At 62.0% G+C, this 25,330-nt stretch carries 23 protein-coding genes; 14 read left to right on the top strand and 9 right to left on the bottom strand.

Features of this window, described 5'->3' with window-relative positions; genetic code table 11:
• The first annotated feature begins 119 nt into the window (after positions 1 to 119).
• The 4 genes from ATI14_RS04970 to ATI14_RS04985 all read left to right on the top strand — a co-directional run bounded on the left by ATI14_RS04970 (position 120) and on the right by ATI14_RS04985 (position 4,660).
• The gene (locus tag ATI14_RS04970) at positions 120 to 1,475 is read left to right on the top strand and encodes a M16 family metallopeptidase (protein WP_016972969.1); all 1,356 of its coding nucleotides are present in this window, start codon (positions 120 to 122) and stop codon (positions 1,473 to 1,475) included.
• Positions 1,468 to 2,958 (top strand): M16 family metallopeptidase, encoded by a 1,491-nt coding sequence (locus tag ATI14_RS04975; RefSeq protein ID WP_016972970.1) that lies wholly within the window; start codon positions 1,468 to 1,470, stop codon positions 2,956 to 2,958. The genes ATI14_RS04970 and ATI14_RS04975 overlap by 8 nt, the downstream gene beginning before the upstream one ends.
• A complete protein-coding gene (gene rsmD / locus ATI14_RS04980; RefSeq protein ID WP_016972971.1) occupies positions 2,958 to 3,566 on the top strand; it encodes a 16S rRNA (guanine(966)-N(2))-methyltransferase RsmD in 609 nt (202 codons plus the stop codon). The genes ATI14_RS04975 and rsmD overlap by 1 nt, the downstream gene beginning before the upstream one ends.
• A gap of 71 nt (positions 3,567 to 3,637) precedes the next feature.
• Positions 3,638 to 4,660, top strand: coding sequence for a hydrolase (locus ATI14_RS04985; protein WP_020372606.1), 1,023 nt, complete (start codon positions 3,638 to 3,640; stop codon positions 4,658 to 4,660).
• Here ATI14_RS04985 and ATI14_RS04990 read toward each other — a convergent pair.
• Both ATI14_RS04990 and ATI14_RS04995 read right to left on the bottom strand, forming a co-directional pair.
• A complete protein-coding gene (locus tag ATI14_RS04990; protein ID WP_016972973.1) occupies positions 4,657 to 5,511 on the bottom strand; it encodes a sulfurtransferase in 855 nt (284 codons plus the stop codon). The genes ATI14_RS04985 and ATI14_RS04990 overlap by 4 nt on opposite strands.
• A gap of 33 nt (positions 5,512 to 5,544) precedes the next feature.
• Positions 5,545 to 6,216, bottom strand: a complete 672-nt coding sequence (locus ATI14_RS04995; RefSeq protein WP_016972974.1) for a TetR/AcrR family transcriptional regulator — start codon at positions 6,214 to 6,216, stop codon at positions 5,545 to 5,547.
• 131 nt (positions 6,217 to 6,347) lie between these two features.
• On the opposite strand from ATI14_RS04995, the gene ATI14_RS05000 reads away from it, so the two are divergent.
• The 5 genes from ATI14_RS05000 to ATI14_RS05020 all read left to right on the top strand — a co-directional run bounded on the left by ATI14_RS05000 (position 6,348) and on the right by ATI14_RS05020 (position 11,241).
• The gene (locus ATI14_RS05000) at positions 6,348 to 7,790 is read left to right on the top strand and encodes a coniferyl aldehyde dehydrogenase (RefSeq protein WP_472515518.1); all 1,443 of its coding nucleotides are present in this window, start codon (positions 6,348 to 6,350) and stop codon (positions 7,788 to 7,790) included.
• Between the two features lie 29 nt (positions 7,791 to 7,819).
• Positions 7,820 to 8,365, top strand: a complete 546-nt coding sequence (locus ATI14_RS05005; RefSeq protein WP_016972976.1) for a hypothetical protein — start codon at positions 7,820 to 7,822, stop codon at positions 8,363 to 8,365.
• A gap of 144 nt (positions 8,366 to 8,509) precedes the next feature.
• Entirely contained in the window at positions 8,510 to 10,105 is a 1,596-nt protein-coding gene (locus ATI14_RS05010) for a GMC family oxidoreductase (protein WP_016972977.1), read from the top strand.
• A gap of 114 nt (positions 10,106 to 10,219) precedes the next feature.
• Positions 10,220 to 10,699, top strand: coding sequence for a pantetheine-phosphate adenylyltransferase (gene coaD, locus ATI14_RS05015; RefSeq protein ID WP_003176711.1), 480 nt, complete (start codon positions 10,220 to 10,222; stop codon positions 10,697 to 10,699).
• A 290-nt stretch (positions 10,700 to 10,989) separates the two neighbouring features.
• A complete protein-coding gene (locus ATI14_RS05020; protein WP_003195146.1) occupies positions 10,990 to 11,241 on the top strand; it encodes a YfhL family 4Fe-4S dicluster ferredoxin in 252 nt (83 codons plus the stop codon).
• A 93-nt stretch (positions 11,242 to 11,334) separates the two neighbouring features.
• Here the strand turns inward: ATI14_RS05020 and mutM are convergent, their stop codons facing one another.
• Both mutM and ATI14_RS05030 read right to left on the bottom strand, forming a co-directional pair.
• The gene (mutM, locus tag ATI14_RS05025) at positions 11,335 to 12,147 is read right to left on the bottom strand and encodes a bifunctional DNA-formamidopyrimidine glycosylase/DNA-(apurinic or apyrimidinic site) lyase (RefSeq protein ID WP_016972978.1); all 813 of its coding nucleotides are present in this window, start codon (positions 12,145 to 12,147) and stop codon (positions 11,335 to 11,337) included.
• A gap of 21 nt (positions 12,148 to 12,168) precedes the next feature.
• Positions 12,169 to 12,981, bottom strand: a complete 813-nt coding sequence (locus tag ATI14_RS05030; protein WP_177005756.1) for an HDOD domain-containing protein — start codon at positions 12,979 to 12,981, stop codon at positions 12,169 to 12,171.
• Between the two features lie 279 nt (positions 12,982 to 13,260).
• Between ATI14_RS05030 and ATI14_RS05035 the strand changes: the two genes are divergently transcribed.
• A complete protein-coding gene (locus ATI14_RS05035) occupies positions 13,261 to 14,457 on the top strand; it encodes a class I SAM-dependent rRNA methyltransferase (protein WP_003195152.1) in 1,197 nt (398 codons plus the stop codon).
• Positions 14,458 to 14,773: 316 nt separating this feature from the next.
• Complete coding sequence (ilvD, locus tag ATI14_RS05040) at positions 14,774 to 16,615, top strand: dihydroxy-acid dehydratase (protein ID WP_016972980.1); 1,842 nt, start codon at positions 14,774 to 14,776, stop codon at positions 16,613 to 16,615.
• 177 nt (positions 16,616 to 16,792) lie between these two features.
• On the opposite strand, the gene ATI14_RS05045 is transcribed toward ilvD, so the two are convergent.
• Positions 16,793 to 17,833 (bottom strand): HAD family hydrolase, encoded by a 1,041-nt coding sequence (locus tag ATI14_RS05045; RefSeq protein WP_370590088.1) that lies wholly within the window; start codon positions 17,831 to 17,833, stop codon positions 16,793 to 16,795.
• Positions 17,834 to 18,092: 259 nt separating this feature from the next.
• Here ATI14_RS05045 and ATI14_RS05050 point away from each other — a divergent pair, with 259 nt between their 5' ends.
• Complete coding sequence (locus tag ATI14_RS05050; RefSeq protein ID WP_016972982.1) at positions 18,093 to 19,484, top strand: L-cystine transporter; 1,392 nt, start codon at positions 18,093 to 18,095, stop codon at positions 19,482 to 19,484.
• Positions 19,485 to 19,569: 85 nt separating this feature from the next.
• Here the strand turns inward: ATI14_RS05050 and ATI14_RS05055 are convergent, their stop codons facing one another.
• Positions 19,570 to 20,082, bottom strand: a complete 513-nt coding sequence (locus ATI14_RS05055; RefSeq protein ID WP_031320181.1) for a dihydrofolate reductase — start codon at positions 20,080 to 20,082, stop codon at positions 19,570 to 19,572.
• Between the two features lie 69 nt (positions 20,083 to 20,151).
• On the opposite strand from ATI14_RS05055, the gene ATI14_RS05060 reads away from it, so the two are divergent.
• Both ATI14_RS05060 and ATI14_RS05065 read left to right on the top strand, forming a co-directional pair.
• The gene (locus ATI14_RS05060; protein WP_016972983.1) at positions 20,152 to 21,531 is read left to right on the top strand and encodes a DUF2868 domain-containing protein; all 1,380 of its coding nucleotides are present in this window, start codon (positions 20,152 to 20,154) and stop codon (positions 21,529 to 21,531) included.
• A complete protein-coding gene (locus ATI14_RS05065; RefSeq protein WP_016972984.1) occupies positions 21,524 to 22,891 on the top strand; it encodes a DUF3482 domain-containing protein in 1,368 nt (455 codons plus the stop codon). The genes ATI14_RS05060 and ATI14_RS05065 overlap by 8 nt, the downstream gene beginning before the upstream one ends.
• Positions 22,892 to 22,897: 6 nt before the next feature.
• On the opposite strand, the gene ATI14_RS05070 is transcribed toward ATI14_RS05065, so the two are convergent.
• The 3 genes from ATI14_RS05070 to ATI14_RS05080 all read right to left on the bottom strand — a co-directional run bounded on the left by ATI14_RS05070 (position 22,898) and on the right by ATI14_RS05080 (position 25,215).
• Positions 22,898 to 23,431, bottom strand: a complete 534-nt coding sequence (locus ATI14_RS05070; RefSeq protein WP_016972985.1) for a hypothetical protein — start codon at positions 23,429 to 23,431, stop codon at positions 22,898 to 22,900.
• Positions 23,432 to 23,509: 78 nt separating this feature from the next.
• Positions 23,510 to 24,088 carry a phosphonate degradation HD-domain oxygenase gene (locus ATI14_RS05075; protein WP_016972986.1) on the bottom strand — a complete coding sequence of 193 codons (579 nt, stop codon included), beginning with the start codon at positions 24,086 to 24,088 and terminating at the stop codon, positions 23,510 to 23,512.
• Entirely contained in the window at positions 24,085 to 25,215 is a 1,131-nt protein-coding gene (locus tag ATI14_RS05080) for a TIGR03364 family FAD-dependent oxidoreductase (protein ID WP_017255098.1), read from the bottom strand. The genes ATI14_RS05075 and ATI14_RS05080 overlap by 4 nt, the downstream gene beginning before the upstream one ends.
• Positions 25,216 to 25,330: the final 115 nt, after the last annotated feature.

Here is a 25,330-nt window from a genome sequence, read left to right on the forward strand (position 1 = left end):
ATTGGATCCGAGACAAGATGACAGCCGCAGTGGCCGTGTCCAAATCCGATCAGTATCCTAGCACCCTCTCGCCCGCCGACGCTAAGACCACGCGGGCAGCCCAACAGGTTAAAAAACGAATGAATGCTCTAGCCCGCCGCGCCGCAGGCCTGCTGCTCAGCACAGTTTGTCTGCCCCTTTCAGCTTTGGCTGCCGACCCACAACCCACCCATGAATTTACCCTCGATAACGGCCTGAAAGTGGTCGTGCGTGAGGATCATCGCGCGCCGGTGGTGGTTTCCCAGGTCTGGTACAAGGTCGGTTCGAGCTACGAAACCCCGGGCCAGACCGGCTTGTCCCACGCCCTTGAGCACATGATGTTCAAGGGCAGCGCCAAAGTCGGCCCCGGCGAAGCCTCGCTGATCCTGCGCGACCTGGGCGCCGAAGAAAACGCCTTTACCAGCGACGATTACACCGCTTATTACCAGGTGCTGGCCCGCGACCGCCTGGGCGTCGCCTTCGAGCTGGAAGCCGACCGCATGGCCAGCCTGCGCCTGCCGGCCGACGAGTTCAGCCGCGAAATCGAGGTGATCAAGGAAGAGCGTCGCCTGCGCACCGACGACAATCCGATGTCCAAGGCTTTCGAGCGCTTCAAGGCCATGGCCTACCCGGCCAGCGGCTACCACACGCCGACCATCGGCTGGATGGCTGACCTGGAACGCATGAAGGTTGAAGAACTGCGCCACTGGTACCAATCCTGGTACGTGCCGAACAACGCCACGCTGGTGGTGGTCGGCGACGTAACCCCGGATGAGGTGAAAAACCTCGCCCAGCGCTACTTCGGCCCAATCCCCAAGCGTGACGTGCCACCGGCCAAAATCCCGCTGGAACTGGCCGAACCCGGCGAGCGCTTGCTGACGATGCATGTGCAAACCCAACTGCCGAGCGTGATCCTCGGTTTCAACGTGCCGGGCCTGGCCACCGCCGAAGACAAGCGCTCGGTGCAGGCCCTGCGCCTGATTTCTGCGCTGCTGGACGGCGGCTATAGCGCGCGCATCTCCGAACAGCTGGAACGCGGTGAAGAGCTGGTTTCCGCCGCCTCCACCAGCTACGACGCCTACACCCGTGGCGACAGCCTGTTCACCCTCAGCGCCACGCCGAACCAGCAGAAGAAAAAGACCATTGCCCAAGCCGAAGCCGGCCTGTGGCGCCTGCTGGACGAACTGAAAGCCAAGCCACCGTCCGCCGAAGAACTGGAGCGTATCCGCGCCCAGGTGATTGCCGGCCTGGTTTACCAGCGTGATTCCATCACCAGCCAGGCCACGGCCATTGGCTCGCTGGAAACCGTCGGCCTGTCGTGGAAGTTGATGGACACTGAACTTGCCGACCTGCAAAGCGTGACCCCGGAAGATATCCAGAAAGCCGCGCGTACCTATTTCACCCGCGAACGTCTGAGCGTCGCCCATGTTTTGCCTGAGGAGACCGCTCATGAGTGATCGTAAAAACAGCCGCCTGATCTTCCCGGGCCTGATAGTCGTCACCCTGATCGCCGCCAGCGCCGTGTATTTCCTGCGCCCGAACGAGTCCGTCGCCAGCCAGGCGCTGGACAAGGCCCAATCGGCCAACAAACTGCAATCCCTGGCGGAACTGGACGGCAAGGCGCCGACCAACCGCAAGCTCGACGTGCAAACCTGGACCACCGCCGAAGGCGCCAAGGTGCTGTTTGTCGAAGCACACGAATTGCCGATGTTCGACATGCGCATCCTTTTCGCCGCCGGCAGCAGCCAGGACGGCAACACGCCGGGCGTGGCGCTGCTGACCAACGCCATGCTCAACGAAGGCGTGCCGGGCAAGAATGTGAGCCAGATTGCCAGCGGCTTTGAAGGCTTGGGCGCAGACTTCGGCAATGGCGCTTTCCGCGATATGGCGCTGGTCTCCCTGCGCAGCCTGAGCGACAGCGACAAGCGCGATGCCGCCCTGGCGCTGTTTGACGAGGTGATCGGCAAGCCGACCTTCCCTGCCGATTCCCTGGCGCGCATCAAGAACCAGATCCTCGCCGGTTTTGAATACCAGAAACAAAACCCGGGCAAGCTGGCCAGCCTTGAGCTGTTCAAGCGCCTGTACGGTGACCACCCTTACGCGCACCCGAGCGAAGGCACACCGCAAAGCGTTCCGGCGATTACCCTGGCGCAGTTGCAGGCATTCCACGCCAAGGCTTATGCAGCAGGCAATGCGGTGATTGCCGTGGTGGGCGACCTGACGCGCGCCGAGGCCGAGGCCATGAGCGCCAAGGTATCGGCATCGCTGCCCAAAGGCCCGGCCCTGGCGAAGATCGCCCAGCCGAGCGAGCCCAAGGCTGGTCTGAGCCATATCGAGTTTCCGTCCAAGCAGACGCACTTGCTGTTCGCGCAATTGGGCATCGACCGTGCCGACCCGGACTACGCGGCCTTGTCCCTCGGCAACCAGATCCTGGGCGGCGGCGGTTTCGGCACGCGCTTGATGAGCGAAGTGCGCGAGAAACGTGGCCTGACTTATGGCGTGTACTCCGGCTTCTCGCCGATGCAGGTTCGCGGCCCGTTCATGATCCAGCTTCAGACCCGCGCCGAAATGAGCGGCGGTACGCTGCGCCTGGTCGAAGACGTGCTGGCCGATTACCTCAAGAACGGCCCGACACAGAAGGAGCTGGATGACGCCAAGCGCGAGCTGGCCGGCAGCTTCCCGCTGTCCACCGCCAGCAACGCCGATATCGTCGGGCAACTGGGCGCCATGGGTTTCTACAACCTGCCGCTGAGCTATCTTGAGGATTTCATGAAACAATCCCAGGCCCTGACCGTAGAGCAGGTCAAGGCTGCCATGAATAAACACTTGAGCGCCGACAAGATGGTCATCGTGACCGCCGGCCCGACGACTGCGCAAAAGCCACTACCGCCCCCCACTGATAAACCCGCCGAGCAGCCGCTCGGGGTTCCGGAGCATTAATGGCCAGTTCATCTCGCCCGAAAAAACCCGTCCACAACGTGCATAACGGTGTGGGCCAATTGCGCATCATTGGCGGCGAATGGCGCAGCCGCAAACTGAGCTTCCCCGACGTTGTAGGCCTGCGCCCCACGCCCGACCGCGTGCGTGAAACCCTGTTCAACTGGCTCGCGCCGTACATTGCGGGTGCCAAGGTACTGGACCCGTTCGCGGGCAGCGGCGCGCTGTTTCTGGAGGCGTTGTCCCGTGGCGCCGCCCTGGGCCAGGCGCTGGACGCCAGTAATGTGGCCGTTTCCAGCCTGAAGGAACACCTGGGCACCCTGCGCTGCACTACCGGCCAGGTACAAACCGCCGACGCGCTGCGCTACCTGGAAACCCAGCCGGCCAGCGCGTTCGACGTGGTGTTCCTCGACCCGCCGTTCAATCAGAACCTGCTGCCAACCGTGTGCGCATTGCTGGAAGAGCGCGAATGGCTGGCGCCGGATTCTTGGATCTACACTGAAAGCGAGACCGCGCCTTCGACCCTGGGCCTGCCGGCCACCTGGCGCCTGCACCGTGAGCAGAAATCCGGGCGGGTGTATTACGCGCTGTGGCAGCGTAGCATCGCCTGACTTCCAGGCAAGCAGGCTTATTGTGGCGAGCAGGCTTGCCACATGAAGCCTTGCTCGTTACAGAGATGTCCATGAAGCCTTCCACCGAGCTGTTCACCCCCGCCTTCGGCCTCGGCAACCCCCACCTGCAAACCCTGTGGGGCCCGCTGTGGCGACCGACGACCCACCTCGAACGCCAACGCGAACGCCTGTGGCTGGATGACGGCGACTTCCTCGACCTCGATTGGCACGGCCCTCACGACGCTAAAGCGCCGTTGGTGCTGGTGCTGCACGGGCTGACCGGCTCCTCCAACTCGCCTTACGTGGCCGGCCTGCAAAAAGCCCTCGCCACGCAGGGCTGGGCCAGCGCCGCGCTGAATTGGCGCGGTTGCTCAGGCGAGCCCAACCTGCTGGCGCGCAGTTATCACTCCGGCGCGAGCGAGGACCTCGCAGCGGCCATTGCACACCTGCGGGCCAAACGCCCCTTGGCGCCTTTGTACGCGGTGGGTTATTCACTGGGCGGCAATGTGCTGCTCAAACACCTGGGGGAAACCGGCGCGGCCTCGGGCCTGCAGGGCGCCGCGGCGGTGTCGGTGCCATTTCGGCTGGACCAATGCGCAGACCGCATCGGGCTGGGCTTTTCGCGGGTGTATCAGAAGCACTTCATGCGCGAAATGCTTGCCTATATCCGCGTCAAACAGCGCCGTTTTCTACAGGATGGCCAGGCTGACGGATTGAAAACCCTGGAAGGCCTGGGCTCACTGGAGAAGATGCGCACCTTCTGGGACTTCGACGGCCGGGTGACTGCGCCACTGCACGGTTTTCTCAGCGCCGAAGACTATTACCGCCGCGCATCGAGCCGCTATTACCTGGGCGACATTCGCACGCCGACCCTGATTATCCAGGCAGCCGATGACCCGTTTGTGTTCGCACACAGCTTGCCCGAGGCCAGCGAGCTGTCGGCTTGCACCGAGTTTGAGTTGCTGGCCAAGGGTGGGCATGTGGGGTTTGTCGAGGGTTCGGTGAAACGTCCGGGTTACTACCTTGAGCGGCGCATCCCCCAATGGTTGCTGACACAGCACATTTTTGATCGGGTTTTCACCTTCGAACGCTAGTCGCCAGTCGCAACCGCTCGCGCCGGATCCGTAATCCACTCACTCCACGACCCCGCATACAACTTGCCCAACGGGTAACCCGCCAAACTCAAGGCGAACAGGTTGTGGCACGCCGTCACGCCCGAGCCGCAATACGCCACCAGCTCATCCGGCGAACGCCCCTGCAACTGCGCGGCAAAACGCTGCTTGAGTTGCTCGGCCGGCAGAAAGCGCCCGTCACTGCCCAGGTTTTCGTTGAAGGCTGCGCACTGTGCGCCGGGAATATGCCCGGCGACCGGGTCGATAGGCTCCACTTCGCCGCGAAACCGCGCTTGGGCACGGGCGTCAATCAGCGTGAGCCCCGGTTGGCCCAGGCGCTTTTGCAAATGCTCGGCATCCAGCAGCAGGTGATTATCCGGCGTGCCGGCAAATGTACCCGGCTCGATCACCGGCGCATCCAGGCTCAGCGGGAAACCGGCAGCGTGCCAGGCCTTGAGGCCACCATCGAGGATAAACACGCCATCACGTTTGCCCAGCCAGGCCAGCAACCACCACGCCCGAGCGGCATAGGCGCCAGGGCCGTCGTCATACAGCACGATATCGGTGTCGGCGCTGACGCCCCACACACGCAGCTGCCGCACCAACGCGTCTGCCGTCGGCAGAGGATGGCGGCCGGTTACACCTTTGGTCACCGGGCCACTGAGGTGACGCTCCAGGTCAGCGTATTGGGCGCCTTCGATGTGACCCTCTTCGTAGCTGCAACGCCCGTAATCCGGGTCTTCCAGGGCAAAGCGGCAATCCAGGATTACCAGCCCTCCGGCCTTCTGGCGCTCGGCCAGTTGCTGGGGGCTGATCAGTTGGGCAAGCGGCATGACGGACTCCTGTGAACAGATTCGGGAAAGGTCCTACTTCACTTCTTCCAGTGCCTGGTTCAACGGCACATAAAACTCTTTGAACAGGGCATCCACCGCCTCTTTCGCCTGGGGTGTGACAAATCCTGCCTCCAGCACGAGCACCTGATACACCCCGCGTTTAATGGCTTCGGCGCTCAGGTGGGCCGAGTTTTCATTGGTGGTGCACAGGAAACGCACCCACGAAGTGAGAATAATCCAGGCATTGAGCGTCAGGGCCTCGGTTTGCACCGGGTCCATGTTGAGGATGCCGGCATCGACAAACCCCTGGTAAATCGCGCCGCCCTGGGTCAGGCAACGCTGGGAAAAACGCCGGTAACCGGTGGCCAGCTCCGGGTCACTTTCCAGCAAATGCTCGAGGTCGCGGTGCAGGAAGCGGTAGCGCCACATGCCCGCCAGCACGGCCTGCAGGTAGAAGCGCTTGTCTTCGACAGTCACGGCGCGGCCCGGTGGCGGACGCAGGAAACTGTCGACCAGAGCTTCGTACTCGCGAAACAACACGGCGATGATCGCCTGCTTGTTGGGGAAGTGGTAGTACAGGTTGCCCGGGGAAATTTCCATGTGGGCGGCGATATGGTTGGTGCTGACACTGCGCTCGCCTTGCTGGTTAAACAGCTCCAGGCTGGTTTGCACAATGCGCTCGCTGGTCTTTACTCGTGGTGCCATAGGGGATCAGCTTCTATACACGTGATGGGGCATCTTACGGTCTATCCGCAACGGGATAAATCCGTGTGTTATTGCAATGACATTTGACAATCTAGAGTAATGACTCTAAAAATCCAGGCAGACCTATAACAATCGGGAACCGCGCCATGTCTGCCAACGTCGCTTACCTGCAAGATTCCCAGGCGCTGGATCAACTCCAGGACCTGTTCGACGCCCAACGTCGCGCCTATGCCGCCAACCCGATGCCACCGGCCGCGCAGCGCCAGCAGTGGCTCAAAGCATTACGCGACTTACTGAGCGACGAACGTCAGGCGCTGATCGACGCCATCAGCCAGGACTTCAGCCAGCGCAGCGCAGATGAAACCCTGTTCGCCGAACTTATGCCCAGCCTGCATGGCATTCACTATGCCAGCAAACACCTCAAACGCTGGATGAAACCTTCCCGCCGGGCCGTCGGCATTGCCTTCCAACCCGCGTCGGCCAAGGTCATTTATCAACCTTTGGGCGTGGTCGGTGTGATCGTGCCCTGGAATTACCCACTCTATCTGGCCATCGGCCCGCTGGTTGGGGCCCTGGCGGCCGGCAACCGGGTGATGCTCAAACTCAGCGAATCCACGCCTGCCACGGGGGAATTACTCAAGGCATTGCTGGCGAAAATCTTCCCGGAAGACCTGGTATGCGTGGTGCTGGGCGAGGCCGAAGTGGGCATGGCGTTTTCGAAGTTGCGCTTCGATCACCTGCTGTTCACCGGCGCCACCAGCATCGGCAAGCACGTGATGCGCGCCGCCGCCGAACACCTCACGCCAGTGACGCTGGAACTGGGCGGCAAGTCGCCGGCCATCGTATCCGCCGATGTACCGCTCAAAGACGCTGCCGAGCGCATAGCCTTCGGCAAAACCCTGAACGCCGGGCAAACCTGCGTCGCACCGGACTACGTGCTGGTGCCGGAAGACCGCGTGGAAGGTTTCGTCGAGGCCTACACCCAGGCCGTTCGCGGGTTTTATCCGACCCTGACGGACAACCCGGACTACACCGCCATCATCAACGAGCGACAGCTGGCGCGGCTCAATGCCTACGCCAAGGACGCCGCCGACAAGGGTGCCCAGTTGATTCCCCTGTACGAACAAGGCCAGGCCCGACGCATCGCCCACACTCTGGTGCTGAACGTCAGTGATGACATGACCCTGATGCAGGACGAAATCTTCGGCCCGCTGCTGCCGATCGTGCCGTATCGCGGCCTCGATCAGGCGTTTGCCTACATCAACGAGCGCCCGCGCCCACTGGCCCTGTATTACTTCGGCTACAACAAGGGCGAGCAGAACCGCGTACTTCACGAAACCCATTCCGGCGGCGTGTGCCTCAACGACACACTGCTGCACGTGGCCCAGGACGACATGCCCTTCGGCGGCATCGGCCCCTCGGGCATGGGCCATTACCACGGCCATGAAGGCTTCCTCACGTTCAGCAAGGCCAAGGGCGTGCTGGTCAAGCAACGTCTGAATGCGGCCAGGCTGATTTACCCGCCCTACGGTAAATCCATCCAGAAGTTGATCCAGAAGCTGTTTATCCGCTGATAAAAGCCATTCACGGGATACTAAAAACAATGAACCCCAGCCTGACTGACTCTCCTGCGCTCTCGCGGCGCGGCGTCTTGAAAATCGGCCTGTGCGCCAGTGCCTTCCTGGCCACCGCAGGCCTGGGCGCCAGCCTCAGCGGTTGTTCCAGCAGCACGCCGGCCAGCGGTTTTGCGATGTTGCGCAGCAGCGATTTGCCGTTCCTGCGCGCAACCATTCCGGTGCTGCTCGAAGGCGCGGCGAGTGCCCAGGAGGTGGTCGCCGGTATTGAAGACACCTTGAAAAAACTCGACTACAGCCTGCAGCACCTGTCGCCGGAAATGTTCAAGCTCACCCAGCAACTGTTCGACGTGCTGAGCATGGGCATTACCCGAGGGCCATTGACCGGCATCTGGGGCAGTTGGGAAAACGCCAGCGCCGAGCAAATCCGCAACTTCCTGCACCGCTGGGAAAACAGCTACCTCAACCTGCTGCGCATGGGCCAGGGTTCGCTGCTCAAGCTGGTGATCATGGCCTGGTACTTCCGGCCCGCATCGTGGGTGCATTGCGGCTATCCCGGCCCACCCAAAATCTGACCCTGACAACCCGATTAACTGTGGGAGCTGCGGTGCGACGATTCGACTTGCCTGCGATAGCGGTGGTGAATCCAACATCGCTATCGCAGGCAAGCCAGCTCCCACATTGACTGCAACTTCGTACAACAATAAGAGTGCACGTCTATGCCCGTACCCGATCTATTCCGCGACGGCCTGGCCCGCGGCTGGAAAACCCACAACGGCGCGGCCCTGAGCAGCGACCTGACCCTGGAAGCCGACGTGGCAATCATCGGCAGCGGCGCGGGCGGCGGCACCACGGCGGAAATCCTCAGCGCTGCAGGCTACAAGGTCTTGTTGATCGAAGAAGGCCCGCTCAAGACCAGCAGCGACTTCAAGCTGCTCGAAGACGAGGCCTACGCCAGCCTGTATCAGGAAGGCATCGGCCGCATGAGCAAGGACGGCGCCATCACCATCCTGCAGGGCCGGGCCGTGGGCGGCACCACGCTGATCAACTGGACGTCGAGCTTCCGCACACCCGACGCCACCCTCGCCCATTGGGCCAGCGAATACGCGGTGAAGGGCCACAGCAGCACGGAGATGGCGCCGTGGTTCGAAAAAATGGAACAACGCCTGAGTATCGCGCCGTGGGCCATACCGCCCAATGCCAACAACGATGTGATCCGCAAAGGCTGCGAAAAGCTCGGCTATAGCTGGCACGTGATCCCGCGCAATGTGCGCGGCTGCTTCAACCTGGGCTATTGCGGCATGGGGTGCCCGGTCAACGCCAAGCAGTCGATGCTGGTGACCACCATCCCGTCCACCCTGGAAAAAGGCGGCGAACTGCTCTATCTGGCACGCGCCGACCACCTTAAATACAGCGGCGATACGATCAGCAGCCTCGAATGCGTGGCGATGGACGAGCGCTGCGTAGCGCCCACCGGGCGCAAGATTACGGTGAAGGCCCGGCATTACGTGCTGTCGGGCGGCGGCATCAACAGCCCGGCGCTGCTGATGCGCTCCGACGCGCCCGACCCGCATTCGCGGCTGGGCAAGCGCACCTTTTTGCATTTGGTGAATTTCTCCGCCGGGCTGTTCGACGAGGTGATCAACCCCTTCTACGGCGCGCCGCAGTCTATCTACTCCGACCATTTTCAGTGGCAGGATGGCACCACCGGAAAAATGTCCTACAAGCTGGAAGCGCCGCCCTTGCACCCGGGTTTGGCAAGCACCCTGTTCGGCGGCTATGGCACGCAAAACGCCCTGGAGATGAGCCAGCTGCCCCACACGCACGCCATGCTGGCCTTGCTACGTGACGGGTTTCACCCCGACAGCCCTGGCGGCACCGTGGAGTTGCGCGGCGACGGCACGCCGGTGCTGGATTACCAAGTGTCCGATTACGCCTGGGACGGCCTGCGCCGGGCTTTTCATACCATGGCCGAGATTCAGTTCGCGGCGGGCGCCAAGTCGGTCAAGCCGCTGCACCACGATGCGCGTTACGTCACCAGCCTGGCTGAGGCCAAAAGCATGATTGACGGCCTGAGCCTGGAACTCCACCGCACGACGCTGGGCAGCGCCCATGTGATGGGCGGTTGCGCCATGGGTGAAGACCCGAAGAACGCGGTCGCCGACAGCCTTGGCCGTCATCACCAATTGCGCAATTTGTCGATCCACGATGGCTCGCTGTTCCCCACCAGCATTGGCGCCAACCCGCAATTGTCGGTGTACGGGCTAACCGCCCAACTCGCCACAGCGTTGGCCGAACGTCTGAAAACAGCATGAAAAAACACGGTATTCGCGGTGTCTATACGGCTTTCTTATGCATAAGTTGACTTGGCCGACCGGGAAGGCTGCGATACCATCCGGTTCCCCAACGGACTCCGCCAGGACGACGCGATGAACCGAGTGTTGTACCCAGGTACCTTCGACCCGATTACCAAAGGCCATGGCGATCTGGTCGAACGCGCCTCTCGCCTGTTCGACCATGTGATCATCGCGGTCGCCGCCAGCCCCAAGAAAAACCCGTTGTTCCCCCTGGAACAACGCGTGGAGCTGGCGCGAGAGGTCACCAAGCACCTGCCCAATGTGGAAGTGGTCGGCTTTTCGACCTTGCTTGCGCACTTTGCCAAAGAGCAGAACGCCAATGTGTTCCTGCGTGGCCTGCGTGCGGTGTCGGACTTCGAATACGAATTCCAGCTGGCCAACATGAACCGCCAACTGGCGCCGGACGTGGAAAGCCTGTTCCTCACGCCGTCGGAACGTTATTCGTTCATTTCTTCGACGTTGGTCCGTGAAATTGCCGCTTTGGGCGGGGATATCACCAAGTTCGTGCACCCGGCCGTGGCCGATGCGTTGACGCTTCGCTTCAAGAAGTAATTTGCCGTAAGGACGAGCTGTGGCTTGTTGTGGCGAGCAGGCTTGCCCTGCGTTGGGCTGCGCAGCAGCCCTAAAATCAGACGATTCGTTTCTGACTGACACTGCGCGGTGCTTTGAATAGGGGCCGCTTCGCAGCCCAACGCGGGGCAAGCCCGCTCGCCACAACAAGCCCGCTCGCCACAGGTTAATTTGCCACAGGTCATGTGCACTCGCACTGCGGGCGCCAATGCGGCACAATTGCGCGCATTAGTTTTCAGATGCCTTGGCTGACTGCCCTGGCAGGAGTTTCCATGTCCCTGATCATCACCGACGATTGCATCAATTGCGACGTCTGCGAACCCGAGTGCCCGAACGCTGCGATTTCCCAAGGCGAAGAGATCTACGTGATCGACCCCAACCTGTGCACGCAGTGCGTCGGCCACTACGACGAACCTCAGTGCCAGCAGGTGTGCCCGGTGGATTGCATCCCACTGGATGAAGCCCATCCAGAGACGGAAGAGCAGTTGATGGAGAAGTATCGGAAGATTACCGGTAAGGCTTGAGGGCCTCATCGCAGGCAAGCCAGCTCCCACATTTTGACCGTGAGTGTGGGAGCGGGCTTGCCCGCGATGGCGGCCTCAGCCCTCACACAACAATCAGCGCTGGCACCTGGGGCAAAACACACTCGCCCGCTGTCCCAACACCACATTGCGCAGTTCAGTCCCGCAGACCTTGCACGCCTCGCCGCCCCGGCCGTAGACGAACAGCTCCTGCTGGAAATACCCCGGCTGCCCGTCGCCGCCGATAAAATCGCGCAAGGTCGTGCCGCCACGCTCAATCGCCGCCGCCAGCACGCGCTTGATCTCGATCGCCAGCTTCCAATAGCGCGCCCGCGAAATACCGCCCGCCTCACGACGTGGATCAATGCCCGCCGCAAACAGCGCCTCCGTCGCATAGATATTGCCCACACCCACCACCACCGCGTTGTCCATGATGAACGGCTTAACCGCCATCGACTTGCCACGGGACAGCTGGAACAACCGCTCGCCATCAAACAGATCGGTCAACGGCTCCGGCCCAAGGCGAATCAACAGTTCGTGGTTGTGCGGGTCCTGGCTCCAGAGCATCGCGCCAAACCGTCGCGGGTCGGTATAGCGCAGCGCCAGGCCGGACTCCAGCTCGATATCCACATGCTCATGCTTGAGCGCCGGCAGGCCGGCTTCCACCAGGCGCAAGTTGCCCGACATGCCCAAATGGCTGATCAAGGTGCCCACTTCGGCGTTGATCAGCAGGTATTTGGCCCGCCGCTCCACCAGCACGATGCGCTGCCCGGACAAGCGCACATCCAGATCGTCCGGAATCGGCCAGCGCAGGCGCCGCTCACGCACCACCACGCGGCTGACCCGCTGGCCCTCAAGGTGCGGCGCGATTCCGCGCCTTGTCGTCTCGACTTCTGGTAACTCGGGCATGCATACCTCGTGAAGAAAGGTTTAGTGGGCGCCCAGCTCGCGGATCGACAGCTTCATGCTTTCAAAGTCGTAGTCCGACAGGCCCACGTAATCCAGCACCAGGTGGCCGATGGCGTTCCACTCGTGGTCCACCGACTGGCTGCCCAGCACACGGTACGACGAGCAAATGTGTTCGGCCATTTTCAGGATCGCCAGCAGGTTTTTAAGCTGCGGGTTGCGTGACGATTCATCGCTGAAAATCGCCAGGGCATTGTGGTGGTTGGCGATGGCGTCAGTCACGTGCTCCGGCAGGCGCCAGGATTTGGCAGTGTAATAACCGACCACGGCGTGGTTGGTGTTGAACGCGTTGTTCTCGGTATCGACCACGCGGCAATCCGGGCCGGCGTTGGCGTAAGCCTCTTCCAGCACGGCCATGTAATTGGGGAAGCGCTTGAGCATCAGCGGCACGCCGCAATCGTGGAACAGCCCCAGGGCGTAGGCTTCGTCCACGGCTTGCGAGCCCGTGCGCTTGGCCAGGGTCAGGCAGGTCATGGCCACGTCCTGGGCGGTGTCCCAGAAACGGTTGAGGGTGACGATGGTGTCGTCGCTCATCTCGCCCTTGATCGACTGCGCGTTGATCAGGTTGATGATCGAACGGCTGCCCAGCAGGTTCACGGCGCGCTGGATCGAGGCGATTTTGTTGCTCAGGCCGTAATACGGCGAGTTGACGATTTTCAGCAAGGCGCCGGACAAGCCCGGGTCTTGGGCGATCAACCGCGCGATCACTTCAAGGTCCGGGTCGGGCATGTATTGCTCCATCTGCAAATCCACCATGATTTGCGGTTGGGGCGGCACGCTGATGCCTTGCAGGGCCTGCTGGATCTGTTCGGGAGAAAGCTCTTGGGACATAAGTACACACTCTGGGCTAGGCGGCGATTCTAACCTCTATGGGAAGCTGACCGACACCTCAAACACCGGAATGCAAACCCGATCAAATGTGGGAGCTGGCTTGGCTGCGATGGCATCACCACCGTACGTCAGATACACCGAGCCGTCTGCATCGCAGGCGAGCCAGCTCCCACATGAATCGGTGCGCAACAGGTATACTCCCGCTCTTTTTTCCGGAGCGACGTCATGTCCCTGCCAAGCCTGCGTCTCAAAGCCAACGCCGATCGTCGTTTGCGCAACGGCCACCTGTGGGTCTACAGCAACGAAATCGACGTGGCCGCCACCCCACTTCACGGCTTTCAGGCAGGCGACCAGGCCATTCTGGAAGCAGCCGGCGGCAAGACCCTGGGCATCGTGGCCATGAGCCCGAACAACCTGATCTGCGCTCGCCTGCTGTCGCGTGACATCAAGTTGCCGCTGGACAAGTCGCTGCTGGTGCACCGCCTGAACGTCGCCCTGTCCCTGCGCGACCGCCTGTTCGACAAGCCGTTCTACCGCCTGGTCTATGGCGACTCCGACCTGCTGCCGGGCCTGGTGGTCGACCGTTTCGGCGACATCCTCGTGGTGCAGATCGCCTCGGCGACCATGGAAGCCCATAAAGAAGACGTGATCGCCGCCCTGACCCAAGTGCTCAAGCCGAGCGGCATCCTGTTCAAGAACGACTCCGCCGCACGCGACGCCGAAGGCCTCAACCGCTACGTCGAAACCGTGTTCGGCCTGGTGCCGGAGTGGGTTGCCCTGGAAGAAAACGGCGTGAAATTCGAAGCCCCGGTGATCCAGGGCCAGAAGACCGGCTGGTTCTACGACCACCGCATGAACCGTGCGCGCCTGGCCCCGTATGCCAAAGGCAAGCGCGTGCTCGACCTGTACAGCTACATCGGCGGCTGGGGCGTGCAAGCCGCGGCCTTCGGCGCCAGCGAAGTGTTCTGCGTCGACGCCTCCGCCTTCGCCCTCGACGGTGTGGAACGCAACGCGGCGCTGAACGGCTTTGCCGAGAAGATGACCTGCATCGAAGGCGACGTGTTCGAAGCCCTGAAAGAGCTGAAAGCCAGCGAAGAGCGCTTCGACGTGATCGTCGCCGACCCACCGGCCTTCATCAAACGCAAAAAAGACATGAAAAACGGCGAAGGCGCCTACCGCCGCCTGAACGAGCAAGCCATGCGCCTGCTCAGCAAGGACGGCATCCTGGTCAGCGCATCCTGCTCGATGCACCTGCCGGAAGACGACCTGCAAAACATCCTGCTGACCAGCGCCCGCCACCTGGACCGCAACATCCAGATGCTTGAACGCGGCGGCCAGGGCCCGGACCACCCGGTGCACCCGGCGATTGCCGAGACGCGGTACATCAAGAGCATTACGTGCCGGTTGTTGCCGAATAGCTAACCAACACCTGTAGGAGCGAGCTTTGCTCGCGAAAACCTCACAGACAACGCGGGCTACCTGACGGCACCGCGTTATCGTTGACGATCTTCGCGAGCAGGCTCGCGCCTACAGGAAGACGGTGTAGAATCGGCCTATTCATCGCCAGTCATCCCCCGGCGGGTTTATGAGCTCGAGGCCCAAGCAAGCGGCGATCCCGCGACGCGAGTGGCAACTTTTGGACACACGGCCATTTTCTGAGTGTTCCAGACGTCAATAGAAGCTCACTCCCCAGTAGTACCTGATTAGTAGTTACCTGATTAGCCGCCCGGAGTGCTCCATGCCAGATTACCGCTCGAAAACATCCACCCACGGCCGCAACATGGCCGGCGCGCGCGCACTGTGGCGTGCCACGGGGATGAAAGATGACGACTTCAAAAAGCCGATCATCGCGATTGCCAACTCGTTCACCCAATTCGTGCCGGGCCACGTCCACCTCAAGGACCTGGGCCAGTTGGTCGCCCGCGAGATCGAACGCGCCGGCGGTGTAGCCAAGGAATTCAACACCATCGCCGTGGACGACGGCATCGCCATGGGTCATGACGGCATGCTGTATTCCCTGCCGAGCCGCGAGATCATCGCCGACTCCGTGGAATACATGGTCAACGCACACTGCGCCGACGCCATCGTGTGCATCTCCAACTGCGACAAGATCACCCCTGGCATGCTGATGGCGTCCCTGCGCCTGAACATCCCGGTGATCTTCGTCTCCGGCGGCCCGATGGAAGCCGGCAAAACCAAGCTCGCCTCCCACGGCCTCGACCTGGTGGACGCCATGGTCATCGCCGCCGACTCCAGCGCTTCTGACGAGAAGGTCGCGGAATACGAGCGCAGCGCCTGCCCGACCTGCGGTTCGTGCTCCGGCATGTTCACCGCCAACTCAATGAACTGCCTGGTGGAAGCCCTGGGCCTGGCGTTGCCGGGCAACGGTTCCACCCTGGCCACCCACAGCGACCGCGAGCAGCTGTTCCTGCAGGCCGGCCGCACCATCGTCGAGCTGTGCAAACGTTACTACCACGACAATGATGAGTCGGTGTTGCCGCGCAACATTGCCAACTTCAAGGCGTTCGAAAACGCCATGACCCTGGACATCGCCATGGGCGGTTCCACCAACACCATCCTGCACTTGCTGGCCGCGGCCCAGGAAGCCGAGATCGATTTCGACCTGCGCGACATCGACCGCCTGTCCCGCCACGTGCCGCAACTGTGCAAAGTCGCGCCGAACATCCAGAAGTACCACATGGAAGATGTGCACCGCGCCGGCGGGATCTTCTCGATCCTCGGCTCCCTGGCCCGTGGCGGCCTGCTGCACACCGACCTGCCGACCGTGCACAGCAAGTCCATTGCCGAAGGCATCGCCAAGTGGGACATCACCCAGACGGACGACGAAGCGGTGCACACCTTCTTCAAGGCAGGCCCGGCCGGCATCCCGACGCAAACCGCGTTCAGCCAGTCGACCCGTTGGGACACCCTGGATGACGACCGTGAAAACGGCTGCATCCGCAGTGTCGAGCACGCCTATTCGAAAGAAGGCGGCCTGGCCGTGCTGTACGGCAACATCGCCCTGGACGGCTGCGTGGTGAAAACCGCCGGTGTGGACGAATCCATCCACGTCTTTGAAGGCAATGCCAAGATCTTCGAAAGCCAGGACAGCGCCGTGCGCGGCATCCTCGCCGACGAAGTGAAGGAAGGCGACATCGTGATCATCCGCTACGAAGGCCCGAAAGGCGGCCCGGGTATGCAGGAGATGCTTTACCCCACGTCTTACCTGAAATCCAAAGGCCTGGGTAAAGCCTGCGCCTTGCTGACCGACGGCCGTTTCTCTGGCGGTACATCGGGTCTGTCCATCGGCCATGCTTCGCCGGAAGCCGCTGCCGGTGGTGCTATCGGCCTGGTGCAGGATGGCGACAAGGTGTTGATCGACATTCCGAACCGCTCGATCAACCTGTTGATCAGCGACGAAGAACTGGCCGCGCGCCGGGTCGAGCAGGACAAAAAGGGTTGGAAGCCGGTGGAGAAGCGTCCGCGCAAAGTCACCACCGCACTGAAAGCCTACGCCCTGCTGGCCACCAGCGCCGACAAGGGTGCGGTGCGTAACAAGGCGATGCTCGACGGCCTGTAAGCCTCGTCCATAAAAAATGCCCCGCCAGGTGCGGGGCATTTTTTTGCCTGTGAACGATCGTTCCCACGCTCCGCGTGGGAATGCATCCGGTGACGCTCCGCGTCACCACCTTTAAAAAAACAGACGCAGAGCGTCTGGGGCGGCGTTCCCACGCAGAGTGTGGGAACGATCAATGGGTTACTGGATTTCGTCCGGCTTCACGATCACCCAGTTCTTGTCCGCGGTCACCGGCAGCCCCTCTTTGGCCTGCGCAGCTGCGTGTTTGGCCATCATGCCGTTCAACTGTGTCATGTACTTGTCCTTGCGGTTGATCCACAAGTGAATGCCGCCCTTGGCCACGTCCACATCGTGGAACAGCATGTAGCCGTCGCTGCTTGGGGTGTCCCCCCCCACGATCACCGGTTTTTTCCATTCGTCGATATAGGTCAGGATCGCCGCGTGCTTACCGGCCATCCAGGTCGCCGGGGTCCACAGGTAAGGGGTCAGTTCCAGGCCAAGGTTGGCCTTCTCGTCATACTTGCCGGCGGCGATTTGCTTGCGCGCGGTGGTCAGCTCGCCGGTCTTGCGGTCCTTGAGCAAGGTGCTCACGCCGATGACGTTCTGCGGTTTGACGTTGTAGCCGTACTTCGGATCGGCCGCGACCATGCGCACCAGCTCTTCCGAGGCGGCGGTCATCACGTACACCTCAATGCCGTTTTCCATCAGCTTGTTGAACAGCTCGGCCTGGCCGGTGAAGACTTTCGGCGGCTGCACCTCGGAGGTTTTCACCACATCACCTTCGTAATAGGTCACGGGCACGGGCTTGCCGGAGGCCATCATCTCGTCAACATAACCCTTGAGTTCCTTGAGGGTGAAGCCGGAGAAAATCTGCGCCACCCACGGATAGCAGACCATGTCGTCGACTTCGCACAAGCGGTAGTAGTAGCTGAACAGGCTTTCCTTGTGGTCGGCGGTGTCTTTGAACGGGATCAGCTTGAGGGACGGGTCCATGGTGTCGCGGGTGATCAGGCCCTTGTTTTCCAGGTAGGGCAGCAGCGACTCTTCGAGGTCGTAGCGATAGCTGGTGTTGTCCATGTCGAACACCGCGAAGTTACCTTTGTTGGCATTCGCGGCAATCATCTTGTTCAGTTGCTCGGCGGCAGGCGCCGGCCAGTGCTTCAACTCGGTGGCAGCAAAGGCCTGGCTGGCGAGGCCAAGGCAGAAGGCGGCGGCAAGCATTTTCGGCGCGAGCTTCATAAGCGGTTTCTCCCTGAGTGAAAGACATCGACGCTAACAAATCTCCATGACAGTTATCACCCGAGCGCGACCGCTTGTGTCGTGATTACGCCAAGGCCATGCGCGTAAGCGTCAAAGGCTTATTCCAAAAACGACAGTCACCATTCCATATCGGTATTAAATCAATATATTTCAAGCTGTTAGGCTTTCCGGTTCGCAATCGCAGGCTCACGCGGTTGGCTGCACTCTCAATGGAGCTTCAATGAATCTGCCTCTGATTCTCAACGTATTGGTGTTCGTGGCCCTGTTGCTGGGCCTGGCACAAACCCGTCACACAAACTGGAGCCTCGCCAAGAAGGTTTTGTTCGCCCTCGTCCTCGGCGTGGTGTTCGGTACGGTGCTGCACACGATCTACGGCGACGGCAACCCCGTGCTCAAGGCTTCCATCGGCTGGTTCGATCTGGTGGGCAACGGTTACGTGCAGTTGCTGCAAATGATCGTGATCCCGCTGGTATTTGCCTCGATCCTCAGCGCCGTGGCACGTCTGCACAATGCATCGTCCCTGGGCAAAATCAGCTTCCTGACCATCGGCACGCTGCTGTTCACCACCGCGATTGCGGCACTGATCGGCATCGGCCTGACCAACCTGTTCGGCCTCACCGCCGAAGGGCTGGTGGCCGGTACCCAGGAAATGGCGCGCCTGCAGGTGATCCAGAGTGATTACGCGGGCAAGGTCGCCGACCTGAATATCCCGCAATTGCTGCTGTCGTTCGTTCCGGCCAACCCGTTCGCCGACCTGGCGCGCGCCAAGCCGACGTCGATCATCAGCGTGGTGATTTTCGCCGCCTTCCTGGGGGTTGCCGCGCTGCAATTGCTCAAGGATGACGTGGAAAAGGGCCAGAAAGTGCTCAACGCCATCGACACCCTGCAAGCCTGGGTGATGCGCCTGGTGCGCCTGGTGATGAAGCTCACGCCCTACGGTGTCCTGGCGCTGATGACCAAAGTGGTCGCCGGCTCCAACCTGCAAGACATCATCAAGCTCGGCAGTTTTGTGGTGGTGTCCTACCTCGCCCTGGGCCTGATGTTTGTGGTGCACGGCTTGCTGCTGTCGCTGGCCGGGATCAACCCGCTGCGGTTCTTCCGCAAGGTGTGGCCGGTGCTGACCTTTGCCTTTACCAGTCGCTCCAGCGCGGCGGCGATCCCGCTGAGTATTGAAGCGCAGACCCGCCGCCTCGGCATCCCGCAATCCATCGCCGGTTTCGCCGCCTCGTTCGGCGCCACCATCGGCCAGAACGGTTGTGCCGGGCTTTACCCGGCGATGCTGGCGGTGATGGTCGCGCCGACCGTGGGTATCAACCCGCTGGATCCAATCTGGATTGCGACCCTGGTAGCGATTGTGACCTTGAGTTCGGCAGGCGTGGCGGGGGTGGGCGGCGGTGCAACCTTTGCCGCGCTGATCGTGCTGCCGGCGATGGGCTTGCCGGTGTCACTGGTGGCGTTGTTGATTTCCGTGGAGCCGCTGATCGACATGGGCCGCACGGCGCTGAACGTAAATGGTTCGATGACGGCGGGGGCGATTACCAGCCAGGTCATGGGGCAGACGGATAAAGCGCTGCTGAATGCCGATGAGCATGCCGAGTTGGCGCAAGTCTGATAGACCGCTATCGCGGGCAAGCCCGCTCTCACATTTTGATGTGTGAATACATTCAAGTGTGGGAGCTGGCTTGCCTGCGATGCACTTAAGCCTTTTCCCACACTTCGAAGTTGTACGCAGGCTTGTCGCCTTCTGCTGGATTCTCCAGGTTCGACACCAGCTTCCACTGGCCCAAATCAAACTCCGGAAACCACGCATCCCCTTCCGGACTCAACGCCACCCGCGTCAAATACAGGCGATCCGCCTGCTCCAGCCCCTGGGCATACAACTGCGCACCGCCGATCAGCATCAGCTCATCCGCGCCCTGAGCCAATGCCCACTCTTCAGCGCGTTCCACGGCGGCCTCCAGTGACGGAAAAACTTCCGCACCTTCCAGCGCCAAATCGGTCTGACGGCTGACCACAAGGTTCAGGCGCCCCGGCAGCGGTCGGCCCAGGGAATCCCAGGTCTTGCGCCCCATGATGATCGGCTTGCCGAGCGTGGTGGCCTTGAAATATTTGAAATCCCCCGGCAAATGCCAGGGCATGCTGTTGTCGACGCCGATCACACGGTTTTCACCGAGGGCTGCGATCAGGCTTAAAGGGAGAGTTTTTTTCATGGCGACGAGAATACCAGAGCCGCGAGTCAGCGGTTATGCTCCAGGCTCACTTGCTCAACAGGATGGCGCGTGACTGCACTGAACCCGCTGCAAACACTTTGGCTGACCGAAACCGTGCGTCTGCGTGAAGAACACGCAGGCCCCTTGGAAGACCTGGAAGCCAACCGCCTGGCCCGCACGGCCGGTGGCGACTTGCCAGCGCGCATTCAGCACCGCGCCCTGCACCTGGCCGAGCGCGACGGCCTGACCGCCGCCCTCACCCGCTGGCTGCAAGGCGCGCGCCTGGCGCTGGTGCTGCTGGCAATCGTCGCGGTGGTCAGCGGCGCCGGGCTGGCCTTTGCCGCCTTGGGCAACGGCGTGACGCCGGTAAACGTGTTCTGGGCGCTCGGCAGCCTGCTCGGCTTGAACCTGATCCTGCTGATCAGTTGGGCGCTGGGCCTGCTGTTTGCCGGGGAACACGGCGCCAGCCTGGGGCGTCTGTGGCTGTGGCTCAGCGAAAAATTCGCCCGCGACGCCAAGGCCGCGCAGCTGGCGCCGGCGTTGTTGCTGCTGTTGCAGCGCCAGAGACTCAACCGCTGGGCCGTCGGCGTGCTGGTCAACAGCCTGTGGTTGCTGGCCTTGCTCAGCGCCATGGTGATTCTTCTTACGCTGCTCGCCACCCGCCGCTACGGCTTTGTGTGGGAAACCACCATCCTCGGCGCCGATACCTTTGTCGCCGTCACCCAAGCCTTCGGCAGCCTGCCCGCCTTGCTGGGCTTTAATGTGCCGACCGTCGAGATGATCCGCGCCAGCGGTGATTCCGCCCTGAATATCGAAAGCGCCCGTCAGGCCTGGGCCGCGTGGCTGGTGGGGGTGCTGCTGGTCTACGGCATCCTGCCGAGGTTGATCCTCGCCCTGCTGTGCCTGTGGCGCTGGAAACGCGGGCGTGCGGCCTTGCGTCTGGACCTGAACCTGCCCGGCTATAGCCAACTGCGCGAACGTTTGATGCCCAGCAGCGAGCGCCTTGGGGTCAACGATGCAGCCCCCGAACAGCTGCACCCCGTGACCGGCGGCGTCAGCGAACTGGAAAGCGACGGCGCGCTGCTGGTGGCCATCGAGCTGGACGACCAGCACCCATGGCCGCCCAAACTGCCCGCCAGCGTAAAAAACGCTGGCGTCCTCGACAGCCGCGAATCGCGCAACAAACTGCTGGAACAACTTACCCGCTTCCCACCCGCGCGCCTGGCCATCGCCTGCGACCCGCGCCGCTCGCCGGACCGCGGCAGCCTGGCGCTGATCGCCGAACTCGCGCGCAGCGCCTCCGCCACCCGCGTATGGCTGCTGCAAGCCCCGCCCGGTCAGGCGCTCGACGCCGAACGCCTCGGCGACTGGCACACCGCGCTGCAACAGCTGGAATTGCCTTTCGCCGACTGCGCGCCGCTGAACTGGCTGGAGACCGGTCATGACTAAACCGCTGAAACTCGCCGTGGTCGGCCACACCAACGTCGGCAAAACCTCGCTGCTGCGCACGCTGACCCGTGACGTGGGCTTCGGCGAAGTCTCCCATCGCCCCAGCACCACACGGCATGTGGAAGGCGCGCGGTTGTCGGTGGACGGCGAAGCGTTGCTGGAGCTGTACGACACGCCCGGCCTGGAGGATGCCATCGCCCTGCTCGACTACCTTGAGCGTCTGGATCGCCCCGGCGAACGCCTCGACGGCCCGGCTCGCCTGGCACGCTTCCTCGAAGGCAGCGAAGCCCGCCAGCGTTTCGAGCAGGAAGCCAAGGTGCTGCGTCAATTGCTGGCCTCCGACGCCGGCCTGTATGTGATCGACGCCCGCGAGCCGGTGCTGGCCAAGTACCGCGACGAACTGCAAGTCCTCGCCAGTTGCGGCAAGCCGCTGTTGCCGGTACTCAACTTCGTCAGCAGCAACGACCACCGCGAGCCGGACTGGCGCGAAGCCCTCGCCCGCCTCGGCCTGCATGCGCTGGTGCGTTTCGACAGCGTCGCCCCACCGGAAGACGGCGAACGGCGCCTGTATGAAAGCCTCGCCCTGCTGCTGGAAAACGCGCGGCCACAGCTAGAGCGGCTGATCCTCGATCAGGAAGCCCAGCGCCAGGCCCGCCAGCAAAGCGCCGCGCGGTTGATTGCCGAACTGCTGCTCGACTGCGCCGCCTGTCGCCGCAGCGTCGTCACCGAAGACGAGCAACACGCCATCGGTGACCTGCGCAAAGCCGTGCGCCAGCGTGAACAAAAATGCGTGGAAGCCTTGCTCAAGCTGTTCGGCTTCCGCCCACAGGACGCCGCCGCCAGTGATTTACCTTTGCTTGACGGCCGTTGGGGCGACGACCTGTTCAACCCTGAAACCCTCAAACAACTTGGCGTGCGCGTCGGTGGCGGGATCGCCGCAGGTGCAGCGGCCGGCGCGGGCGTGGATTTATTGGTCGGCGGCCTGACCCTCGGCGCCGCCGCCATTGCCGGTGCAATCGCCGGCGGCGCACTGCAAACCGCCCGCAGTTACGGCAGCCGCCTGCTGGGCAAGATCAAGGGCCAGCGCGAACTGACCGTCGACGACAGCGTGTTGCGCCTGCTCGCCCTGCGCCAGCGCCAGCTGCTCAAGGCCCTGAATTTGCGTGGCCACGCGGCGCTGCACAGCATCAAGGTCGACACGCCCCAGGACAAAACCTGGCGCGAAGGCAAGTTGCCCGACGCGCTGCACAAAGCCCGCGCCCATCCGCAATGGTCGTCCCTCAACTCTCACGCTCGGTTGAGCCAGGGCGAGCGCCAGGAGCAGGTCGAGGCATTGGCACGTCAACTTGATGATTCATGACCCACCTCAATACCAGTTGAAGTCCAGGAAAGTCGTGCATAACCGCCGGATCAACGCTTTGTCGGCTTTGCCGGCAACTCCGTCGAAGTCCACATCACTGTTAGTAAACGACTCCAGTACACCATTGCCATCGGCGTCATACGCAGCCGCCTGATAAACCAGCGAGTCTTGGCAGGGCACGCGCGCGTGTTCATGAAACTCCATCCGGACAGCATTGGGCGCTCCACTTTTAGCGAAGTGCTCAACGCGAATCACCATCGTGCGCTGCCAGCGATTGCCGGTGTTGAACCAATTGAGCTGGAGGAAGGCATCAGCAAAAACATCGAGCAGCCGCTTATCCAACACGTCATTTTCGCCGTCTCGATTGATGTCCCCTGAACACAGCACATCCACCACCCTGTCTGCGCTGATATCTACAGCAATCGCCTCATGGGAAAGCTCTTCAGGCCCGCCTGGCAGTTGGCGGAAAAAATTAAGTACGACGGTATCGGCTTTACCGTTCCTGCCACGGTCTTGAGCTGCCACTTTCAAATAACGCATCAATGTTGTTCCTTTTACCAACGAAACAACCACTCTAGGGAGCGTATCGGCTCTTCACTAGCCGACACGTCCTTGCTTTCAGTAAGAATCCAGCGACCTGATTGACAGCCGCAACAGCGCGCAGGCTTTGGCCTTGAGCACTTCCAAATCCAGCACCGGCACATGCATTTCCTTGGCCTGTTCGTCCCAATGGCGCATGCGCAAGCTCACGGCGCACAGCGGGTCCTGTTCAAACGCGCGAGCTTCCTCGGCACTCATCACGCCGCCCTGATACGCCAGGGTACGACGGCTGGCTTCGCTCAAGCGTGCGTAGTAGTCGGGTTGGCTGAACGTCAGATAGCGCTTGGCTTGAACGTGATATTCCACCAGCTTGGCCATGCGCTCGCTGAAACCTGCACGACGCAGGTAATCGGCGCCCAGCCGCTCGTGGCTGACCACGCCATAGCCGCCCATGTTCTCGCCGCCTTCCCCGCAGATGTGCCCGATATCGTGGAAGAACGCCGCCAGCACCACTTCATCATCAAAGCCTTCGGCCATCGCCAACTGCGCCGCCTGGGACATGTGCTCGATCTGCGACACCGGTTCGCCGATGTAATCGGCCTTGCCGTGCTGTTCATACAAGCCGAAAACCTCGGCAATCGCCTGTTCCGGGTTCATCGCGCGTCTCCCCACAAGGTTGTGATATTTCGTTCGGCCAGCGCCGGGCCGACGCTCATGCCGACGCCGGTGTGCATCAAGGCAGCGCTCACACCAGGCGCGGCGCGCAGAAAGGAAAACGGCCCCGGCCCGCGCGAGCCGTAAATGCCCTGCCAGCGCTCCACCACCTGGATCTTGCAGCCCAGAGTCTGTTCGGCCAGTTCAATCATCCAGTCATCGACCTGCTCGGCGTTGAACGGCGAGGCATCGCTGCCGTAGTCGTGGGAATCGCCGATGATCAGCTCGCCATGGGGCGTCGGGCTGATGAGCAGGTGAATGCCGTGTTCATGCAGGTGCGGTGCTTCACGCAGGATCTGCGCCTGCACCGGCGCAGCTTCCGGCAGGTCGGCAAAGGCGCCGTAATGCACGCAACTGAGGCCGGTAAGCAAAGCGTGTTGCAGGTTCAGGTTGACGGTCGGCCGCGCACGCAGCATTTGCAGGCGGCAAATACTCGGGTTGAGTTCGGCCATCGCGCCCGCCAGCAAGGTTTGGTAGTCGTGGCCGGAGCAGACAATGATTTGCTCGCCGCGAAAGCTCCCCGCCGTGCTGTGCAGCTGGCCGGGCTCGACGTCGCGCACCAGGGTGGAGAAGTAAAACTCCACGTTCAGTGTTTGCGCCAGGTAGTTGATCAACGCCGGGATCGCCTCGCGCGAATACAATTGCTGATCGTCCTTGCCGTGCAGCGCCGCGCGGTGATGACGGAATTGGCCGCCATACAGATCCTTCATGGCCGCGCCTTGGAGCAGCTCGACGTTGTAGCCGTGTTCCTGCGCGCGACCGGCGCAGAAGGCTTCCAGCAAGTGTTCTTCAGCTTCGGTGCGTGCGAACAGGTAAGAGCCGTTGCGCTTGAGTTGCAACCCGGCGGCGTGCGCCCAATGGCCCCAGATGTCGCGGCTTTCCCGCGCCAGGTCAAGCATCGGTCCCGGCGGTTGGCCAGTGACCAGCGCCTGGCCGAAGTTGCGCACAGAAGCGCCGAGTGGCGTGGCGCTGCGTTCGAAAACCTTGACCTTGAGGCCGCGTTTGGCGGCCGCAAAGGCGTGGGACAGGCCAAGAATGCCTGCGCCCACAATTAACAGATCACTACTCATGCAGTCCTCTCGTTCCCACGCTCCGCGTGGGAATGCATCGGGTGACGCTCCGCGTCACGATTTCAAGAGCGGACGCAGAGCGTCCGAGGCGGCATTCCCACGCAGAGCGTGGGAA

Source organism: Pseudomonas tolaasii NCPPB 2192 (assembly GCF_002813445.1).
Lineage (GTDB): Bacteria > Pseudomonadota > Gammaproteobacteria > Pseudomonadales > Pseudomonadaceae > Aquipseudomonas > Aquipseudomonas tolaasii.

What these genes read in the sequence shown, in the direction of transcription:
- ATI14_RS04970 (WP_016972969.1), top strand. Translation starts at nt 120, where the DNA reads ATGAATGCTCTAGCCCGCCGCGCCGCAGGCCTGCTGCTCAGCACAGTT.
- ATI14_RS04975 (WP_016972970.1), top strand. Translation starts at nt 1,468, where the DNA reads ATGAGTGATCGTAAAAACAGCCGCCTGATCTTCCCGGGCCTGATAGTC.
- rsmD (WP_016972971.1), top strand. Translation starts at nt 2,958, where the DNA reads ATGGCCAGTTCATCTCGCCCGAAAAAACCCGTCCACAACGTGCATAAC.
- ATI14_RS04985 (WP_020372606.1), top strand. Translation starts at nt 3,638, where the DNA reads ATGAAGCCTTCCACCGAGCTGTTCACCCCCGCCTTCGGCCTCGGCAAC.
- ATI14_RS04990 (WP_016972973.1), bottom strand. Translation starts at nt 5,511, where the DNA reads ATGCCGCTTGCCCAACTGATCAGCCCCCAGCAACTGGCCGAGCGCCAG.
- ATI14_RS04995 (WP_016972974.1), bottom strand. Translation starts at nt 6,216, where the DNA reads ATGGCACCACGAGTAAAGACCAGCGAGCGCATTGTGCAAACCAGCCTG.
- ATI14_RS05005 (WP_016972976.1), top strand. Translation starts at nt 7,820, where the DNA reads ATGAACCCCAGCCTGACTGACTCTCCTGCGCTCTCGCGGCGCGGCGTC.
- ATI14_RS05010 (WP_016972977.1), top strand. Translation starts at nt 8,510, where the DNA reads ATGCCCGTACCCGATCTATTCCGCGACGGCCTGGCCCGCGGCTGGAAA.
- coaD (WP_003176711.1), top strand. Translation starts at nt 10,220, where the DNA reads ATGAACCGAGTGTTGTACCCAGGTACCTTCGACCCGATTACCAAAGGC.
- ATI14_RS05020 (WP_003195146.1), top strand. Translation starts at nt 10,990, where the DNA reads ATGTCCCTGATCATCACCGACGATTGCATCAATTGCGACGTCTGCGAA.
- mutM (WP_016972978.1), bottom strand. Translation starts at nt 12,147, where the DNA reads ATGCCCGAGTTACCAGAAGTCGAGACGACAAGGCGCGGAATCGCGCCG.
- ATI14_RS05035 (WP_003195152.1), top strand. Translation starts at nt 13,261, where the DNA reads ATGTCCCTGCCAAGCCTGCGTCTCAAAGCCAACGCCGATCGTCGTTTG.
- ilvD (WP_016972980.1), top strand. Translation starts at nt 14,774, where the DNA reads ATGCCAGATTACCGCTCGAAAACATCCACCCACGGCCGCAACATGGCC.
- ATI14_RS05045 (WP_370590088.1), bottom strand. Translation starts at nt 17,833, where the DNA reads ATGCTTGCCGCCGCCTTCTGCCTTGGCCTCGCCAGCCAGGCCTTTGCT.
- ATI14_RS05050 (WP_016972982.1), top strand. Translation starts at nt 18,093, where the DNA reads ATGAATCTGCCTCTGATTCTCAACGTATTGGTGTTCGTGGCCCTGTTG.
- ATI14_RS05055 (WP_031320181.1), bottom strand. Translation starts at nt 20,082, where the DNA reads ATGAAAAAAACTCTCCCTTTAAGCCTGATCGCAGCCCTCGGTGAAAAC.
- ATI14_RS05065 (WP_016972984.1), top strand. Translation starts at nt 21,524, where the DNA reads ATGACTAAACCGCTGAAACTCGCCGTGGTCGGCCACACCAACGTCGGC.
- ATI14_RS05070 (WP_016972985.1), bottom strand. Translation starts at nt 23,431, where the DNA reads ATGCGTTATTTGAAAGTGGCAGCTCAAGACCGTGGCAGGAACGGTAAA.
- ATI14_RS05075 (WP_016972986.1), bottom strand. Translation starts at nt 24,088, where the DNA reads ATGAACCCGGAACAGGCGATTGCCGAGGTTTTCGGCTTGTATGAACAG.
- ATI14_RS05080 (WP_017255098.1), bottom strand. Translation starts at nt 25,215, where the DNA reads ATGAGTAGTGATCTGTTAATTGTGGGCGCAGGCATTCTTGGCCTGTCC.